The sequence below is a fragment of the Pseudomonas putida genome (assembly GCF_050990305.1).
GTDB lineage: Bacteria > Pseudomonadota > Gammaproteobacteria > Pseudomonadales > Pseudomonadaceae > Aquipseudomonas > Aquipseudomonas putida_AH.
Genome location: NZ_CP158817.1, coordinates 389,957 through 408,418, shown reverse-complemented (window position 1 = coordinate 408,418; position 18,462 = coordinate 389,957). Strand labels below are relative to the sequence as shown.

13 protein-coding genes are annotated in these 18,462 nt (G+C 58.8%); all 13 read right to left on the bottom strand.

The genetic code is table 11. From position 1 onward, the window contains the following. Positions 1 to 139: 139 nt before the first annotated feature. The 13 genes from ABTV22_RS01900 to ABTV22_RS01840 all read right to left on the bottom strand — a co-directional run bounded on the left by ABTV22_RS01900 (position 140) and on the right by ABTV22_RS01840 (position 18,289). Entirely contained in the window at positions 140 to 682 is a 543-nt protein-coding gene (locus ABTV22_RS01900) for a cytochrome b (protein WP_433738300.1), read from the bottom strand. 76 nt (positions 683 to 758) lie between these two features. After that, the gene (gene gbpA / locus ABTV22_RS01895; protein WP_433738299.1) at positions 759 to 2,225 is read right to left on the bottom strand and encodes an N-acetylglucosamine-binding protein GbpA; all 1,467 of its coding nucleotides are present in this window, start codon (positions 2,223 to 2,225) and stop codon (positions 759 to 761) included. Positions 2,226 to 2,517: 292 nt separating this feature from the next. After that, positions 2,518 to 3,585 (bottom strand): uroporphyrinogen decarboxylase, encoded by a 1,068-nt coding sequence (hemE, locus tag ABTV22_RS01890; protein WP_433738298.1) that lies wholly within the window; start codon positions 3,583 to 3,585, stop codon positions 2,518 to 2,520. A gap of 224 nt (positions 3,586 to 3,809) precedes the next feature. Further along, positions 3,810 to 5,228, bottom strand: coding sequence for an FAD-dependent oxidoreductase (locus ABTV22_RS01885; protein WP_433738297.1), 1,419 nt, complete (start codon positions 5,226 to 5,228; stop codon positions 3,810 to 3,812). A 33-nt stretch (positions 5,229 to 5,261) separates the two neighbouring features. After that, on the bottom strand, positions 5,262 to 9,707 hold the full coding sequence (gene gltB / locus ABTV22_RS01880) for a glutamate synthase large subunit (protein WP_433738296.1): 4,446 nt from the start codon (positions 9,705 to 9,707) through the stop codon (positions 5,262 to 5,264). Positions 9,708 to 10,056: 349 nt separating this feature from the next. Beyond that, a complete protein-coding gene (locus ABTV22_RS01875; RefSeq protein ID WP_433738295.1) occupies positions 10,057 to 11,649 on the bottom strand; it encodes an AAA family ATPase in 1,593 nt (530 codons plus the stop codon). 10 nt (positions 11,650 to 11,659) lie between these two features. Next, complete coding sequence (gene aroB, locus ABTV22_RS01870; RefSeq protein WP_433738294.1) at positions 11,660 to 12,760, bottom strand: 3-dehydroquinate synthase; 1,101 nt, start codon at positions 12,758 to 12,760, stop codon at positions 11,660 to 11,662. A 151-nt stretch (positions 12,761 to 12,911) separates the two neighbouring features. Further along, on the bottom strand, positions 12,912 to 13,430 hold the full coding sequence (aroK, locus tag ABTV22_RS01865; protein ID WP_015093141.1) for a shikimate kinase AroK: 519 nt from the start codon (positions 13,428 to 13,430) through the stop codon (positions 12,912 to 12,914). 4 nt (positions 13,431 to 13,434) lie between these two features. Then, positions 13,435 to 15,504, bottom strand: coding sequence for a type IV pilus secretin PilQ (pilQ, locus tag ABTV22_RS01860; protein WP_433738293.1), 2,070 nt, complete (start codon positions 15,502 to 15,504; stop codon positions 13,435 to 13,437). A 13-nt stretch (positions 15,505 to 15,517) separates the two neighbouring features. Then, complete coding sequence (locus tag ABTV22_RS01855) at positions 15,518 to 16,045, bottom strand: pilus assembly protein PilP (protein ID WP_433738292.1); 528 nt, start codon at positions 16,043 to 16,045, stop codon at positions 15,518 to 15,520. Then, the gene (gene pilO / locus ABTV22_RS01850) at positions 16,042 to 16,665 is read right to left on the bottom strand and encodes a type 4a pilus biogenesis protein PilO (RefSeq protein WP_433738291.1); all 624 of its coding nucleotides are present in this window, start codon (positions 16,663 to 16,665) and stop codon (positions 16,042 to 16,044) included. The genes ABTV22_RS01855 and pilO overlap by 4 nt, the downstream gene beginning before the upstream one ends. Further along, positions 16,662 to 17,228, bottom strand: a complete 567-nt coding sequence (locus tag ABTV22_RS01845) for a PilN domain-containing protein (protein WP_433738290.1) — start codon at positions 17,226 to 17,228, stop codon at positions 16,662 to 16,664. The genes pilO and ABTV22_RS01845 overlap by 4 nt, the downstream gene beginning before the upstream one ends. Continuing rightward, complete coding sequence (locus ABTV22_RS01840) at positions 17,228 to 18,289, bottom strand: pilus assembly protein PilM (RefSeq protein ID WP_433738289.1); 1,062 nt, start codon at positions 18,287 to 18,289, stop codon at positions 17,228 to 17,230. Before ABTV22_RS01840 ends, ABTV22_RS01845 begins: the two co-directional genes overlap by 1 nt. Positions 18,290 to 18,462 lie beyond the last annotated feature (173 nt).

The window sequence follows — 18,462 nt, the reverse complement described above, 5'->3', positions numbered from 1 at the left end:
CGAGGCGGCAAGGGCGTGATGGGTGTCGCAAGCGACAACGGCGAGGCAAGACTGTCTCGAAATCCCCATTCCTGCCACGTCAAAAGCGCTGCATAACCCACGCATATGAGCACCAGACAGAGTGCGTAAAGGCGTCCTTTCACTCGAGTTGTTCACTTCGAACTATGCTGCAAAAGGACATGCGTCGCAGCACGCGATGGCCGCACAACTCATGAACGATAACCGCACCGACATGCAGCACGATCAGCAGCGAAAGGAACAGGCACGACCACACGTGCAGGGTAAAGAATTGCGCGATGAGGGCCGGATCACTCAGCGGTTGAACGATCTCGACCACCCCGAACACATCGATTGGGCGATTCATCATCAACACACCGGTCACCAGCACAATTGCTACCGTGAGGTAGATGAGCGAATGAACGATAAAAACGAGTTTTTTTTCCAACGTTAAAGCGTTCAGGTTCATGTGCCGAACGTGAGCAACAAAAATGCTGAGGCGCCAGACAAAAAGCGGGATGAACACCGTTGTCAGCGACACATTGATAAAGGCAACCAACTGACTGATCCGGGCGGGCACTTCAGCCACAGCGACATAGAACCCCGATGCCAGCGTCCAGATGATCACAGCCGCCGAGATCCAGTGCAGCCATACGCGCTGCCCGGAATAATTCAAAACCGTCATGCTTAACTCTGATTTCAAACACAAGTGAGCCTTCAGGCGAACTTTGAAAATTCGCCTGAAGGATTACCGGGCGGACTTAAATTTTGTCCCAGGCCATATGCCAATGCGCACCGACGCCAGGCTCAAAACCATTGGCAGTCGGGACGTATTGCTTGCAGTAACCGGCCTCAGGGAACGGCTTGCATTCAAAGACTTCGTTGGTCTTTGGTTGCAGCACTTTGGTGCCTGCGGTGTACTCGCTCAGACCTTCGGGGAACACGAAGTCATGCTCGACGCCAGCACCTTCACCAGTCACTTGGGTGGTCTGGGTGTCCTGGCGAGTGGTGCGACCATCCAGGGTGGTGCCAACCAGGGTCAGGGTGTGTTTGCCAGGGTTGCTGCGAATATCCATGACCAGTTGGGTAGGACCGCTTTCCACTTGAGTCCTGGTGGAACCGACCGGCTTGTTGTTCTCATCGTACAAAGTCGCTTCAACATTCATTTTGCGGTTGGAGATCATGCCAAAATCGACCTTGGCCTGCCCCTTCACGAGCACGTATTCAGCTTGCTGGGAAGCTACCGACATGCGCGCCGCGGCGTCTTCTTTCATGTCCAGTTGAACTTCGTAACGGGCCACACCGCTTTCTTTTTGCGCATACAGGCTGTTGTTGCCCTTGACCGGTTCGATAGTGCCGTTTTCATCACGAACGCCAGCGCGGATCAGTGTGTGAGCCTTGTTGATGGCTTCCGCCAGCTTGAACGACCAGTTGTTTGGCGAACCTTCCACAGTGGAATCGATAGAGATTTCAACGCTGTATTGCGGGTTCTCGCCACTGGCCGAGAATGCACGGGCCTTGACCTTGTCGCCCACCAGCAACTGGGTTGAAGGCGCGATGCTACCCACGGAGGACCAACCACCCGGCAGCTCTGGTTCCGCCAGAATATTCACGTCCGTGGCGTTGTAAAACGCTGCATCGGTATCGCCGACGGTCCAGATTGCCAGGATGACGTGCTGGCCGGACTTATCCGAGGGAATGGTGCACTTGTGCTTGGCACCCGACTCAGGCTTTTGATTACCACCATCGATGGTGCAGAACGGGGTACTTTCAAAGGTGGCGCGTTTGAGGGATTCGTTCGGGTTCCAGCCGTTGCGGGTAATGAAATACTCGTGTTTTGTGGCTGGGTGCACCGCCGTGTAGTGCCATTGGAAATCGATGTTGCGGTCCTTGATTTCCGTCAGATGCCAACGGGTGGCAGATTGAGCATCGAGAGCGGAGAACAACGAGTGGCCACCACTCGGGATCTTGCCGTCGATGGGGCCCTGCAAAGGAGCGCCACCCGTTCCCGCCGGGAAACCTTTAAAGGTTTCGCCAACACTTTGCGGCTCGTATTGAGCACCACCGCAGTTGGTGTTCAAGCCTTTTTGGCAAAGCAGCGCACGGGATGGCGGCACTTCCAGATAGCCATGAGCGGAAACACTTTGAGACGCCAACATTGCCGATAACAGGATCATTGAAGAAGTGCAGGCCGCAAACGCACTTCCCTTGTAAGAAATATTTTTCATCACTTGAATTCCGGACTACTAATCGAAGATTAAGGCGCAAATAACTGGCGCCGATGTTTGCGATATTGCTCAGCGCTTGGCAGAGCAGGGTCCGGAACATTACTTGGACTAATGAGTTTTCTATGCAGGGAAATTCCTCCCTGCAAGTAGGAATAGTCGCTTTGTAACTTCTACCGACAACGGACGAAAGAAAATCCTTACAAGAAGCGACATCCAGCACACACAAAATTTAAGCGCATAAAAAAGCCTGTCTGGCACCAGGCCAGACAGGCTTTTTTTCAACTTCAGAAATTTACTGGTGATACTGCGCCGACAACTCATGCACCGCGCGCAGGAACGCACCTGCATGCTCCGGATCGACTTCCGGGGTGATGCCATGGCCCAGGTTGAACACGTGGCCACTGCCCTTGCCATAGCTGGCGAGGATGCGCCCGACTTCGGCGCGGATCGCTTCTGGCTTGGCGTAGAGCACCGTCGGGTCCATGTTGCCTTGCAGGGCGACTTTGTCACCGACACGGGCGCGGGCGTTGCCGATGTCGCAGGTCCAGTCCAGCCCCAGCGCGTCGGCGCCAGCCTCGGCGATGCTTTCCAGCCACAGGCCGCCGTTCTTGGTGAACAGGATCACCGGCACCTTGCGACCTTCATGTTCGCGGATCAGGCCGCTGACGATTTTCTTCATGTAGGCCAGGGAGAATTCCTGATAGGCCGCCGCCGACAGGTTGCCACCCCAGGTATCGAAGATCTGCACCGCTTGTGCACCGGCCTTGATCTGGCCGTTGAGGTAGCTGGTGACCGACTGCGCGAGCTTGTCCAGCAGCAGGTGCATAGCTTGTGGGTTGTCATAGAGCATGGCCTTGGTCTTGCGGAAGTCTTTCGACGAACCGCCTTCGACCATGTAAGTGGCCAGGGTCCATGGGCTGCCGGAGAAGCCGATCAGCGGTACGCGACCATTGAGTTCGCGGCGGATGGTGCTGACCGCATCCATCACATAGCCCAGGTCTTTCTGCGGATCAGGAATCGGCAGGGCTTCGATGTCGGCCAGGGTGCTGACGACTTTCTTGAAGCGCGGACCTTCGCCCGTTTCGAAGTACAAGCCCTGGCCCATGGCATCGGGGATGGTCAGGATGTCTGAAAAGAGGATCGCCGCGTCCAGTTGTGGATAACGGTCCAGCGGCTGCATCGTGACTTCGCAGGCGAACGACGGGTTCATGCACAGGCTCATGAAATCGCCGGCCTTGGCGCGACTGGCACGGTATTCAGGCAAGTAGCGGCCGGCCTGACGCATCATCCACACGGGAGTGACGTCTACGGGTTGCTTGAGCAGGGCGCGCAGGAAACGGTCGTTCTTCAGGGCAGTCATGTCGGCATCCGGAAAAAAAGTGCGGGCATTTTCTCAGAGCGCGAGGGAAAAGGCACGGATGCAGGTCAGCCTTTTGTCTATCGGGTCAATTTGTCGCGGGTAGATGGGCTGAAAATAGCCTTGTAGGAGCCGGCTTGCTGGCGATCCAAACGACGCGGTGTATCAAGTACGCCGCGTTATCGTTGATCGCCAGCAAGCCGGCTCCTACAGGGGGTATATGTTGATCAGACGCCCAGGTAATCCAGGATCCCTTCAGCGGCATTGCGGCCTTCGAAGATCGCCGTCACCACCAGGTCGGACCCGCGCACCATGTCGCCACCGGCGAAGATTTTCGGGTTGCTGGTCTGGTGCTTGTACTGACCTTGTTCCGGTGCCACGACGCGGCCCTGGCTGTCGGTCTGGATCTCGAATTGCTCGAACCACGGCGCCGGGCTCGGACGGAAACCGAACGCGATGACCACGGCATCGGCCGGGATGATCTCTTCGGAGCCCGGGATCGGCTCGGGGCTGCGACGGCCACGGGCGTCCGGTTCGCCGAGACGGGTCTCGACCACTTTCACGCCTTCGACCTTGTCTTCGCCGACGATGGCGATCGGCTGACGGTTGTAGAGGAACTTCACGCCTTCTTCCTTGGCGTTCTTCACCTCTTTGCGCGAGCCGGGCATGTTCGCTTCGTCACGACGATAGGCACAGGTCACCGACTTGGCGCCCTGGCGAATCGAGGTACGGTTGCAGTCCATCGCCGTGTCACCGCCGCCGAGTACCACGACCTTCTTGCCTTTCATGTCGACGAAATCTTCCGGCGACTTTTCAAAGCCCAGGTTGCGGTTGACGTTGGCGATCAGGAAGTCCAGCGCGTCGTAGACGCCCGGCAGGTCCTCACCAGCAAAGCCACCTTTCATGTAGGTGTAGGTGCCCATGCCCATGAACACGGCATCGTATTCTTCGAGCAGTTGCTCCATGGTCACGTCCTTGCCCACCTCAGTGTTGAGGCGGAACTGGATGCCCATGCCGGTGAAGACTTCGCGGCGATTGCTCAGCACGGTCTTTTCCAGCTTGAACTCGGGGATGCCGAAGGTCAGCAGACCACCGATTTCCGGGTTCTTGTCGAACACCACCGGGGTCACACCACCGCGCACCAGCACGTCGGCACAGCCCAGGCCCGCCGGGCCCGCGCCGATGATGGCGACACGCTTGCCGGTCGGTTTGACCTTGGACATGTCCGGGCGCCAGCCCATGGCGAACGCGGTGTCGGTGATGTACTTCTCTACCGAACCGATGGTCACCGCGCCGAAGCCGTCGTTGAGGGTACAGGCGCCCTCGCACAGACGGTCTTGCGGGCACACCCGGCCGCAGACTTCCGGCAGGGTGTTGGTCTGGTGCGACAGCTCGGCGGCCTGGAGGATGTTGCCCTCGGCCACCAACTTCAGCCAGTTGGGAATGAAGTTGTGCACCGGGCACTTCCATTCGCAATACGGGTTACCGCAGCCCAGGCAGCGGTGGGCCTGGTCGGCCGACTGCTGGGGCTTGAAGGGTTCGTAGATTTCCACGAACTCTTTCTTGCGTTGACGCAACAGTTTCTTCTTCGGATCCTTGCGCCCGACATCGATGAACTGGAAGTCGTTATTCAGACGTTCAGCCATTGTTAAAACCTCATCAAACTCTTCAGGCGCATATCACTGCGGGTTGGCACGGGTGCTGGAAAGCAACGATTTCAGGGAGGCAGCCTTGGGCTTGACCAACCAGAAACGGCGCACGTAGTCATCGAGGTTCTCGGCGAGTTCACGACCCCACTCGCTGTCGGTTTCCTCGACGTACTCGTTCAGCACGCGTTGCAAATGGCTACGGTAGGCTTCCATCGCCTCGCCGCTGATCCGCTGGATTTCCACCAGTTCGTGGTTGACCCGGTCAACGAAGGTGTTGTCCTGGTCGAGCACGTAGGCGAAACCACCGGTCATGCCAGAGCCGAAGTTGTAACCGGTCTTGCCCAGTACGCAGACGAAGCCACCGGTCATGTACTCGCAGCAGTGATCGCCAGTGCCTTCCACCACAGTGTGGGCACCGGAGTTACGCACGGCGAAACGCTCGCCCGCAGTGCCGGCGGCGAACAGCTTGCCGCCGGTGGCGCCATACAGGCAGGTGTTGCCGACGATGGCGCTGTCCTGCGTTTTGTAGACGCTGCCTTTCGGTGGAACGATCACCAGCTTGCCGCCGGTCATGCCCTTACCGACGTAGTCGTTGGCGTCACCTTCCAGGTACATGTTCAGACCGCCAGCGTTCCACACGCCGAAGCTCTGGCCAGCCGTACCTTTGAAACGGAAAGTGATCGGCGCATTGGCCATGCCCTGGTTGCCGTGTTTGCGGGCGATTTCACCGGAGATCCGCGCGCCGATGGAACGGTCGCAGTTGCAGATATCCAGGGCGAACTCGGCGCCGCTCAGGTCGTTGATCGCCGAGGTGGCCATATCGACCATTTTCTCGGCCAGCAGGCCCTTGTCGAACGGTGGGTTGCGATCCACGCCGCAGAACTGAGGCTTGTCCGCCGGAATGTGATCGCTGCCCAGCAACGGGGTCAGGTCCAGGTGATGCTGCTTGGTGGTCTGGCCTTCGATGATGTCCAGCAGATCGGTACGGCCAATCAGCTCTTCGAGGGAGCGCACGCCCAGCTTGGCCAGCCATTCACGGGTTTCTTCGGCGACGTAGGTGAAGAAATTCACCACCATGTCGACGGTACCGATGTAGTGGTCCTTGCGCAGCTTCTCGTTCTGAGTCGCGACGCCAGTGGCGCAGTTGTTCAGGTGGCAGATGCGCAGGTATTTGCAGCCCAGGGCGATCATTGGCGCGGTGCCGAAGCCGAAGCTTTCAGCGCCGAGAATCGCTGCCTTGATCACGTCGAGGCCGGTTTTCAGGCCGCCGTCAGTCTGCACGCGAACCTTGCCACGCAGATCGTTGCCACGCAGGGTCTGGTGGGTTTCGGCCAGACCGAGTTCCCACGGAGCGCCCGCGTATTTGATCGAGGTCAGCGGCGAAGCACCGGTACCGCCGTCATAGCCGGAGATGGTGATCAAGTCCGCGTAGGCCTTGGCCACACCGGCGGCGATGGTACCGACACCAGCTTCTGCTACCAGCTTCACCGAAACCAACGCCTGTGGATTGACTTGTTTCAAGTCGAAAATCAGCTGCGACAAGTCTTCGATCGAGTAGATGTCGTGGTGCGGCGGTGGCGAAATCAGGGTCACGCCTGGTACGGCATAACGCAGCTTGGCGATCAGGCCGTTGACCTTGCCGCCTGGCAGTTGACCGCCCTCGCCTGGCTTGGCGCCCTGGGCGACCTTGATCTGCAGCACTTCGGCGTTGACCAGGTATTCCGGGGTTACACCGAAACGACCGGTGGCCACTTGCTTGATTTTCGAGCTCTTGATGGTGCCGTAGCGCGCCGGGTCTTCACCACCTTCGCCGGAGTTTGAACGCGCGCCGAGGCGGTTCATGGCTTCGGCCAAGGCTTCGTGAGCCTCTGGCGACAGGGCGCCCAGCGAGATACCGGCGGAGTCGAAGCGCTTGAGCACCGATTCCAGCGGCTCGACTTCGCTGATGTCCAGCGGCGTGTCGAGGGTCTTGACCTTGAGCAGGTCACGGATCATCGACACCGGACGGTTGTCCACCAGCGAGGTGTATTCCTTGAACTTGGCGTAGTCGCCCTGCTGCACGGCGGCTTGCAGGGTGTTGACCACGTCCGGGTTGTACGCGTGATATTCGCCACCGTGGACGAACTTCAGCAGGCCGCCTTGCTGGATTGGCTTGCGCGGGCTCCAGGCTTCGGTGGCCAGGGCTTTTTGCTCGGCTTCGATGTCGACGAAACGCGCACCCTTGATGCGGCTCGGTACGCCCTTGAAGCTCAAGTTGCAGACTTCTTCCGACAGGCCGATGGCTTCGAACAGCTGCGCACCACGGTACGAGGTGATGGTCGAGATACCCATCTTCGACAGGATCTTGAGCAAGCCCTTGGTGATGCCCTTACGGTAGTTCTTGAACACCTCGTAGAGGTCGCCCAACACTTCACCGGTACGGATCAGGTCGCCCAGCACTTCGTAGGCCAGGAACGGATAAACGGCAGAAGCGCCGAAACCGACCAGCACGGCGAAGTGATGCGGATCGCGAGCGGTCGCGGTTTCCACCAGGATGTTGGAGTCGCAACGCAGGCCTTTTTCGGTCAGGCGGTGGTGTACCGCACCGGTGGCCAGGGAAGCGTGGATCGGCAGTTTGCCCGGTGCGATATGACGGTCACTCAGCACGATCTGGGTACGACCGGCGCGCACGGCTTCTTCAGCCTGATCGGCGACATTGCGGATCGCCGCTTCCAGGCCGACGCTTTCCTCGTAGTTGAGGTCGATGATCGCGCGCTCAAAGCCCGGACGATCGAGGTTCATCAACGAGCGCCACTTGGCCGGGGAAATGATCGGCGAGCTGAGGATCACGCGCGAGGCGTGTTCCGGCGACTCCTGGAAGATGTTGCGCTCGGCACCGAGGCAGATCTCCAGCGACATGACGATGGCTTCACGCAGCGGGTCGATCGGCGGGTTGGTCACCTGCGCGAACTGCTGGCGGAAATAGTCGTACGGCGTGCGCACGCGCTGGGACAGCACGGCCATTGGCGTATCGTCGCCCATGGAGCCCACGGCTTCGTAGCCTTGTTCGCCAAGCGGACGCAGTACCTGATCGCGCTCTTCGAACGTGACCTGATACATCTTCATGTATTGCTTGAGCTGATCGACGTCGTAGAACGCCGAACCGTGGTCGTTGTCTTCCATGGTCGCCTGGATACGCAGGGCATTCTTGCGCAGCCATTGCTTGTACGGATGACGGGACTTCAGGCGGTTGTCGATGGCGTCGGTGTCGAGGATCTGGCCGGTTTCGGTGTCCACGGCAAAGATCTGGCCTGGGCCAACACGGCCCTTGGCGATCACGTCTTCAGGCTGGTAGTTCCAGACACCGATTTCCGAAGCCAGGGTGATGAACCCGTTCTTGGTGGTGACCCAGCGCGCCGGACGCAGACCGTTACGGTCGAGCAGGCACACCGCGTAGCGACCGTCGGTCATGACCACGCCAGCCGGGCCGTCCCACGGTTCCATGTGCATCGAGTTGTATTCGTAGAACGCACGCAGATCCGGGTCCATGGTTTCGACGTTCTGCCACGCAGGCGGAATGATCATCCGCACGCCACGGAACAGGTCGATGCCACCGGTGACCATCAACTCGAGCATGTTATCCATGCTGGAAGAGTCGGAACCAACGCGGTTGACCAGAGGGCCCAGTTCTTCCAGGTCCATCAAGTCGTTGGTGAACTTGGTGCGACGGGCCACGGCCCAGTTGCGGTTACCGGTGATGGTGTTGATCTCGCCGTTGTGCGCCAGGAAGCGGAACGGTTGAGCCAGCGGCCATTTCGGCAAGGTGTTGGTGGAGAAGCGCTGGTGGAACACGCAAATCGAAGTTTGCAGGCGCTCATCGCTCAGGTCCGGATAGAAGGCGGCGAGATCCGCCGGCATCATCAGGCCTTTGTAAATGATGGTCTTGTGGGAAAAGCTGCACACGTAGTGGTCAACGTCGGCGGCGTTGGCCACGGACGAACGACGGCGAGAGGTGAACAGCTTGACGGCCATGTCCTGGTCGCTCAGGCCTTCGCCACCGATGAACACTTGTTCGATCTGCGGCAGACGCTCCAGGGCCAGGCGGCCGAGGACGCTGGTGTCGATCGGCACTTTGCGCCAGCCGACGAGCTGCAGGCCGGCGGCCAGGATCTCGCGGTTCATGTTCTCGCGAGCGGCTTCGGCTTTGACCGGGTCCTGATTGAAGAAAACCATGCCCACGGCGTATTGCTTGGGCAATTCGACGCCAAAGGTTTCCTGGGCGATGGCTCGCAGGAACACGTCCGGCTTTTGAATCAGCAGACCGCAACCGTCACCGGTCTTGCCGTCGGCATTAATCCCACCGCGGTGGGTCATGCAGGTCAGGGCCTCGATGGCCGTTTGCAAAAGGGTATGACTGGGCTCGCCCTGCATATGGGCTATCAGGCCGAAACCGCAGTTATCCTTGAATTCATCTGGTTGGTACAGACCTGCTTTCATAGACACTTTCTCACCAGGCTGCCTCTCATCGAGGCAAATTTCTTTTTAATTCAACCACTTGCACACCGCGCCGAACGTACGCCAGCTTTGCGGGGGCAAAAGGGAGGTCATTGTACACACCGACACTTGGCCTCACAAATTTGACGACGAAATGTCGCAAATCTATGTCGCATTTGTGAAAGGTTTAAAGCGATCCGCTGTGCTAGTCAAAACTTTTTTAATTTTGACCGCTACGACTCAAAGACTACTGTGACGCAGACACCACAAGGCACGCAGCCTGGAAGGTTGCGCGCACTTGTAGAAATTTTGAGGTGCCGGGAGAGGCGGCCTGGGTAAGGCCGCCGAATCTTCAGCGAGTTGTTGCCAGTTCCTGTTGGACGCTGGCGACAGTGCGAGGCCAAGGTTTACCAGCCTGAACCTTCGCTGGCAAGGCCTTGATGGCAGATACGGCTGCATCGCGGTTGGCGAAGTTACCGTAGGTGATGACGTAAAGCGGTTTGCCATTGAGGACTTTCTTGAAATAACGGTACTCGCCGCCCTGTTCCTTGACGAAGTTTTGCGCGGTCGCTTCGGAGCTGGTGCCGAGGATTTGCACCACGTAGTTACCCGGAGCCTGACCGGCGTACCAGGTACCGCCAGCGGCTTTGGCTGCGGCAGCCGGCTTCTCGGCAGGCTTGGCAGCGGCGGCAACGGCAGGTTTGGCCGGCGCCGGGGCAGGCTTGGCAGCAGGCGCTGGAGCCGGTGCTGGCTTGGCGGTAGCCACTTGAGTCGGGGCTGGTGTTGGCTTGGCCGCAGGTGTCGGTGCAGGGCCGGCAGGAACGCCAGCAGGCGGTGCAATAGTGGTCACGGTCGGAGGTGTCGCGCTTGAACCTTCCACCGGTACACCATCGTCACCCTCGGTGATGCCACCGGCCGCTTCGGCCAGCGGTTTGCGCATCACCGGTTGCGAATTACCGACCAATGGCAGTGGCATCGGCTGCGTGTTACCCGCGAATTCGACGGACGGCGCACCACCCGTTTGCGGCTGACCCTGGCCAAGTGGCAGTTGCGCCTGCTCGTTGGCGGGCGCACCCGTGGTCGGTGCTTTACTGCGACCTGGCATCAACCAGGCGGCGGCTACCGCGACCACAACGACGGCGGAAATCGCCAATACGTGTTTCTTCGGCATATTGAACCCCATACTTGGACGCTTTACCGCTGAGCGGCTGGCAATCATGGCTTCGATCATTGCATCGCGGGCGACCTGATTGATGTTGCCAGGCCAACCTTCGGAGCTTTCGTGAATATCAGAGATCTGATCCGCGGTAAAAAGTTCGATACCCCGGCCCGCGCCCTCAAGACGCTGCTCCAGATATTCGCGGGTTTCTTCTTCGGTATAAGGCTGCAGCTCGATGACATGGAAGCGCTCTTCCTCGAGGTGCAACGCCTCAAGCTGAGCGATCAGCGACGACTCGCCGAACAGGAACACATGCGGGCGACCCTCCGGCGCACCAGCGCCCAGCGCCATCAACGCCTCCAGCGCGGACTCGTCGAGCTGCTCGGCATCATCAACCAGCAGATAGACTTCCTGACCGGTCAGGGCCAACTGCACCACTTGGTTCAGAATGGCACCAACTTCGGCCTGGGCAACGTCCAGCGCCTGGGCGACCTGACGCAGCACACCAGCAGAATCGCCAGCGCCACGGGCGGACACCACCACACTTTGTACTGACTGCTTGTTAGTGCTGGCCACCAAAGCCTGGCGCAACAGGGTCTTGCCACTGCCTTGCGGCCCGGTGACCACCAGCAGCAACTGGCTGTAACGCGCCAGGTGGTGCAATTGCCCCAACACCGGTTTGCGCTGGGCCGGGAAAAACTTGAAGCCAGGCACCCGTGGAGCAAAAGGGTCATGACTCAACTGGTAATGGCCGAGGAAAGCCTCGTCGGCATGCAAACTAGTCATCGCGTTCTTATTAACCTTTAAGCTGAGCCAGGGCGCGGTAATCCGCTCCCAGCGTGGCCTGTAGAACCTCTTTTGGATAATCGTCAGTCACCACCGCTTCGCCCATGCGGCGCAGCAGCACCAGGCGCAAACGACCGTCGATCACTTTTTTATCAATTGCCATATGTTCGAGGAAATCGGCTTCGGTCATCTCTTCAGGCGGGATAACCGGCAAACCGGCGCGCAGGAACAAGCGAATGCCGCGATCGCGATCCTGTTCACCGATCCAGCCGAGGCGCGCGGACATTTCCAGCGCCATCACCGTGCCAGCAGCCACGGCTTCGCCGTGCAGCCAGACGCCGTAACCCATGTGGGTTTCGATGGCATGACCAAAGGTATGGCCCAGGTTGAGCGTGGCGCGCACACCGGTCTCTTTTTCGTCAGCCCCGACGACCGCCGCCTTGGCCGCGCAGGAGCGCTCGATGGCGTAGGTCAGGGCTTGCTGGTCCAGATTGCGCAGGCGATCAACGTTATCTTCGAGCCAGGTCAGGAACGGCTCATCGCAGATCAGACCGTACTTGATGACTTCAGCCAGCCCGGCGGACAGCTCGCGTGCCGGCAACGTCTTGAGGGAGGCCGTATCGATCAGCACGACATTGGGCTGATAAAAGGCGCCGACCATGTTCTTGCCCAACGGGTGGTTGATACCCGTCTTGCCACCCACTGACGAGTCGACTTGCGACAGCAAGGTGGTCGGAACCTGAATGAAGTCGACGCCACGCTGGTAACAGGCAGCGGCAAAACCGGCCATGTCACCAATCACGCCGCCGCCGAGAGCGATGACCGTGGTGCGACGGTCGTGACGTGCAGTCAGCAAGCCATCGAAAATCAGTTGCAGGGTTTCCCAGGTCTTGAAAGCTTCGCCGTCGGGCAGCACCACGGAAATCACCGAGAACTGCGCGAGGCTGCGGGTCAGACGTTCGAGGTAGAGCGGCGCAACGGTTTCGTTGGAGATAATCGCCACTTGCCGCCCGCGAATATGCGGGGCCAGCAGTTCAGGCTGGTCCAACAAACCTTCGCCAATATGAATCGGGTAGCTGCGCTCGCCTAGGTCGACCTTGAGTGTCTGCATGTGTCCCCACAGTGAAGATGGAATCAGGCATCCTGCCTTGAGTTAACGAATGTCCACGGCCTCAGCGGGTGTGACGCCGTTCGGTAGCTGCTCGCCACAACCTAGAGCGATCGTGGCAGGACGCCGAGGATAGCGCATTTCGCGCTATGCATTAACGGGGAGGCAGCTGTTGCAAGCGTTCAAGAATGTCGAGCACGACCATTCGCGGTGGCCGCTCATCGGTTTCCACCACCAGATCGGCAATTTCCCGATAAAGCGGATCACGGATCGCCAGCAAATCCCGAAGGGTCTTGGCCGGATCGGCTGTACGCAGCAACGGCCGATTGCGATCACGAGCGGTACGACCGACCTGCTGCTCCACCGAAGCATGCAGATAGACCACCCGTCCGCCAGCGTGCAGCGCTCGACGATTGGCTTCGCGCATGACCGCGCCGCCACCGGTGGCCAGCACCACACCATCGTAATCGCATAGTTCGGCGATCATCGCCTGCTCGCGGTCACGAAAGCCCGGTTCGCCTTCCTTGTCGAAGATCCATGGGATATTGGCGCCCGTGCGCAATTCAATTTCCTTATCGGAATCTTTGAATGGCAAGCGCAGCTCTTTGGCCAGCAACCGGCCGATGGTGCTTTTTCCAGCCCCCATCGGTCCTACAAGAATCAAATTTCGCACAGAATCAATGACTCACAGCAATCGCCTGGTTATTCATGATACGCGGAGTGAGAAACACCAACAGCTCGGATTTTTTCTCCGACACCACGTCACGCCGGAAAAGGCGGCCAAGATACGGCACATCGCCAAGAAATGGCACCTTATCTACAACCTTGCTTTGAGTATTTGAGAAAACACCACCAATCACGATGGTCTCGCCGTCGTTGACCAGGACCTTGGCGTTGACCTCGTTTTTCTTGATGGGCGGCACATCCTGCACCTTGTTCAGGTAGTCCGGCTCGTCCTTGGTGACCTTGACCTCCATGATGATCCGGTTGTCCGGAGTGATTTGCGGTGTCACCTCCAGCGACAGCGAAGCCTCCTTGAACGACACCGACGTCGCGCCACTGGAGCTGGCTTCCTGATAGGGAATCTCGGTGCCCTTGAGGATTTTCGCGGTTTCCTTGTCCGATGTAACCACCTTGGGTTGCGAAACGATTTCGCCGTTGCCGGTCTTCTCCATGGCGGTCAGTTCCAGGTCCAGCAAGACGTTATCGGTAATGAACGCGATGCCAATCCCCGAGGTGTTGGATGCAGCCCCCATGTCGACGAACGGTGTATTGGTACTGGTGCTGCCTGGCGTGCCGATCGTCGTCGACCCGTTGGCGCCGTTGCTGACACCGGAGGTGTTCCAGTTGCCCTTGTTCTGGATCGAGCCCCCCCAGCGCACGCCTAGACTCTTGTCGTAGTCGACGTTGGCTTCGACGATTCGTGCCTCGATCATCACCTGGCGCACCGGGATATCGAGCTGCGCCACGATTCGCCGCAACTCGTCGAGCCGATCCTGGGTCTGGTAGGCAATGATGTTGTTGGTGCGATCATCGACGGTGATCGAACCCCGTTCGTCGATTTTCGTCTCGGCGCTGGTCACTGACTGGAACAGCTTTGCAATATCGGTGGCCTTGGCGTAATTGACCTGCAATAACTCCCGTCGCAGGGGCGCCAAATCGGCGATCTGTTTCTGCGACTCCAGCTCCTGGCGCTCCCGGGCGGCGATTTCATCGGCCGGGGCGACCAGCAGGACGTTACCGATCTTGCGCTTGTCCAGCCCTTTGGTTTTCAGCACCAGGTCCAGCGCCTGATCCCACGGCACGTTTTGCAAACGCAGCGTGATGCCACCTTGCACCGTATCGCTGGCCACCAGGTTGAGATTGGTGAAATCGGCGATCAGTTGCAGCACCGAGCGCACGTCGATGTCCTGGAAATTCAGCGAAAGTTTTTCACCGTTGTAGGCATAGCGGTCGGCGTTACGTTTCTGCAAGTCGTCGACGGTCATCGGGCGGATGCTGACAGTCAACTTGTTGTCAGTCTGATAAGTCGAGTAATCGAAGGCACCGCTGGGTTCGATGGTGATCGTGGCCCTGTCACCCGAGGCACTGGCATTGACGAACTGCACCGGCGTCGCGAAATCCTTGACGTCCAGGCGCACGCGCAGGGGTTCGGGCAATCGGGTTCTGGCGAAACCAAGCACGATCTTGCCTTCGCGCTCCTGAATATCCGGCGCGATGGACGGGTCCGACAAATCGATCACCACATTGCCTTCACCCTGAGTGCCACGCTGAAAATCCACTGCACGAATGGCCTTCGCCGCTGGCACAGTTGCGCGAGCCGGGGCCGGCACTACAGAAGCGGGCGGTCTGGAGGCCGTGCTTTTGGCACCCTGCCCCACCACCACGAACAAATTTTTGCCCTCGACCCGCGTGTCGTACGGCGTCAATTGGGTCAGATTGATGATCAGCCGCGTGCGATCCTTGGCTTCGACCACCGTCACACTTCGGGCATTGCCGCTGCCAAGGTCTCGAGTCTTGCTCGCCAGTTGATTGACGACACCGGGCAAATCCAGCGCGATCCGCGCAGGGGACTCCGTCGTATACCCACGGGGCGTCGGTGGTTGCTCATCGAACGCCAGCTTCAACTCGACGCGGTCTCCGGGCAGCGCAGCGACATCCAGCGCCTTGAGGTTGGCCGCTTGTACCATCGGCGACAGCAGCGCTATCCATAGCGACACTCCGAAGGTGGAGAAAATCCTGTTCATTTTTCGAGTTCCACTATGAGTGCTCTTTCAAAGGGATGGTCCGCGGCCGTTCCAGCCATGCACCTTCACCATCAGGGACGATTTCGACCACATCGACTTGCGAGGCGTTGATGGCGACGATCCGCCCCTCATTACGCCCCAGGTAATCTCCGACCTTGAGTCGATGCACCCCGCCAGCTCCACGTAGCAGCGCAAAAAAGCCTGTTGCATTGGAAATCGTGCCAACCATTTCAAACTGCTCGATGTTGAAACCTTCGAGGAACTGCTTGGCTCGGTAGGGATCGGGCTTGACGTTGCGTGAGCCGCGCTTCTGGCCGGCCAGGTCGACCCTGACTTGCTGCGAAAACGGACTGCGCAAGCTGGCGGCGTTGTAAGTGAATGTCGGGTAAGACCGGAATGTCGGCGTTGGTTCAATCTTTCCCGGTGCCCGCAGAAGCATTTCGTTCATGTAGGCGTCCAGGTCGCTGAAGTCATCACCGCTGCCACAGCCGGTCAGGACGGCCAATACGGCGACCAGGGAAAAAACACGAAGCGGGCTCATGGGTGCAGCCCTTTGTCGTTGTAGCGGTAGGTCTTGGCCAGAATGCTCATGCGCAACTTGGCGCCCTCGTCGGGATTGACCGGCGCCAGGTCGAAATCATGCAGGGTGACAATGCGCGGCAACCCGGCCACACCACTGACGAACGTCGCCAGAGCGTGATAGGCGCCAGTGACGGTAATTTGGATCGGCAGTTCGATGTAGAACGGCTGAGTGACCTCGGGTAGCAGCTTGATTTCTTCAAACTCCAGACCGCTGCCCAAGCCGGTACGGGTGATGTCTTCCAGCAGGCCAGGCACCTCGGTGTCGCTGGGCAGTTGCCGCAGTAGCACACCAAAGGAGTTTTCCATCTCCTTCATCTGTTGGGTGTACAGCTCCAGATTCGCGGCCATGCGGGCCTTGGTGGCAAATTGCTCCTTAAGCGTCGACTCCTCCTCGCGTTTGAGATCTAGCTGGCTCTCAAGCTCGCTCGTGGAAAAGCTGTAACCGAACGCCAGTACCAGCACCATGACCAGCACCCCCACCAGCACCTTGATCGCCGGAGGCCATGAACCAATGTTGTTGGTATCCAGATCATTGATGTCGATGTTGCGCAGCCCTTCAACCCATCCAGACAGATTCATTTCCCGTCCTCGACGGCAGCAGGCTGGGATTGACGGACTGTCAACTGGAAGACGTTGGCCTGATCCAATTGACCGGCGGTATTTGCCTTGACTTCAGTCAGACTGGGCGCATCGAACCAATCTGACGCCTCCAGGTTGCGCATCAGATCGGAAACACGGTTGTTGGATTCTGCCGCGCCGTTAATGGACAAGGTCTTGCCGGCCATTTTCACTTCCGTGAAATACACCCCGTCGGGCAGGGTCCGCGCCAATTGGTCAAAAATTCGCCCACTGATCGGTCGATTGCCTTGCAAGTCCTGGATGATGCGCATGCGTTCGACCAGTTGCTGGCGACGGGCCTTGAGATCGCTGATTTGCTTGATCCGCTCGTCAACCACGGTGATCTGCTTGTTGATGTAGTTGTTACGCGCAACCTGCCGGTCTATCGCGTTATTGATTGCCTGATTGGCGATCAACACCGCGCCTGCCGCTCCCGCCAGCACACCGACCAGAATCAGTAAAAAGCGCTTGCGACGCTGCTCGCGCAGTTCTTCGCGCCAAGGTAGAAGATTGATCCGCGCCATCAGTCAAAACTCCTGAGGGCGAGCCCGCAAGCGATCATCAAGGCTGGTGCATCGCTGGCAAGTGCTGTGGCGTTGACTTTGTTGCTCAGGGTCATGTCAGAGAACGGGTTGGCCACATGCGTCGGCGTGCCCAACTGCTGCTCGATCAGCCGATCCAGGCCTGGGACCGATGCCGTGCCGCCAGCGAGCAAAATATGATCGACCGAGTGGTATTGACCGGAGGCAAAGAAAAACTGCAACGAACGCGAGACCTGCTGGACCAATGCCTCGCGAAATGGCTGCAAGACTTCGCTGGCGTAATCGGCCGGCAAGCCACCCTGTTTTTTTGCCAGCCCCGCCTGTTCGACGGTCAGGCCGTATCGACGCTGAATTTCCTCGGTCAACTGGCGACCGCCGAACAATTGTTCACGGGTGTAGATGATCCGTCCGCCCAGCAGCACGCTCAGGGTGGTCATGGTTGCGCCGATGTCGACCACTGCCACCAGACGCTCCCGGGAAGCGATCCAGTGATTGCCCAGCAAACCAAAGGATCGCTCCAGGGCATAGGCTTCCACATCGACCACTCGGGCAGTCAGACCGGCCAGCGCCAGGGCGGCTTCACGAACCTCGACATTTTCCTTGCGACAGGCCGCAAGCAACACATTGACCCGCTCGGGGTTGCGCGCTGACGCCCCCTGGACTTCGAAATCGATGGAGACTTCATCCAATGGATAAGGAATGTACTGATCGGCTTCGACCTTCAGCTGGCTTTCCATCTCGTCGTCGCTAAGGCCAGCGTCCATCTCGATGGTCTTGGTGATCACCGCCGATCCGGCCACGGCCACAGCAACATTCTTGAGGTTGGTTTTGGCCTTAATCAGCACCCGAGAAAGCGCGAGCCCAACACCTTCGAGTTCGGCGATATTTTTTTCGATAACGGCGTTGGCGGGCAGCGGCTCAACCGCATAGGCCTCGACCCTGTAGCGATCACCCTGGCGACTCAGCTCCAGGAGCTTTACCGATGTGGAGCTAATGTCGATACCTAAAAGCGCATTGGCTTTTTTCTTGAAGAGTCCTGGCACTCGCAATTCCCTATGACTATCCGTGAGTTACGGACTCTGTAATGTGCGTTGCGTTCCATCCGCCCGTCTTGACAGCAGCCGCCAATGACGCCTGCGGCGGAAAAATGCTTATAATGCCCAGCGTTTTTTTCCGCTTTTTCTCAAGCGCGGGTCGTTCGCCATTACCCTGAACC

Coding starts and splice junctions, on each gene's coding strand:
- gbpA (WP_433738299.1), bottom strand. CDS start 2,225: ATGAAAAATATTTCTTACAAGGGAAGTGCGTTTGCGGCCTGCACTTCT.
- pilO (WP_433738291.1), bottom strand. CDS start 16,665: ATGAATCTGTCTGGATGGGTTGAAGGGCTGCGCAACATCGACATCAAT.
- aroB (WP_433738294.1), bottom strand. CDS start 12,760: ATGCAGACACTCAAGGTCGACCTAGGCGAGCGCAGCTACCCGATTCAT.
- ABTV22_RS01885 (WP_433738297.1), bottom strand. CDS start 5,228: ATGGCTGAACGTCTGAATAACGACTTCCAGTTCATCGATGTCGGGCGC.
- ABTV22_RS01875 (WP_433738295.1), bottom strand. CDS start 11,649: ATGACTAGTTTGCATGCCGACGAGGCTTTCCTCGGCCATTACCAGTTG.
- ABTV22_RS01845 (WP_433738290.1), bottom strand. CDS start 17,228: ATGGCGCGGATCAATCTTCTACCTTGGCGCGAAGAACTGCGCGAGCAG.
- hemE (WP_433738298.1), bottom strand. CDS start 3,585: ATGACTGCCCTGAAGAACGACCGTTTCCTGCGCGCCCTGCTCAAGCAA.
- gltB (WP_433738296.1), bottom strand. CDS start 9,707: ATGAAAGCAGGTCTGTACCAACCAGATGAATTCAAGGATAACTGCGGT.
- ABTV22_RS01855 (WP_433738292.1), bottom strand. CDS start 16,045: ATGAGCCCGCTTCGTGTTTTTTCCCTGGTCGCCGTATTGGCCGTCCTG.
- ABTV22_RS01900 (WP_433738300.1), bottom strand. CDS start 682: ATGACGGTTTTGAATTATTCCGGGCAGCGCGTATGGCTGCACTGGATC.
- pilQ (WP_433738293.1), bottom strand. CDS start 15,504: ATGAACAGGATTTTCTCCACCTTCGGAGTGTCGCTATGGATAGCGCTG.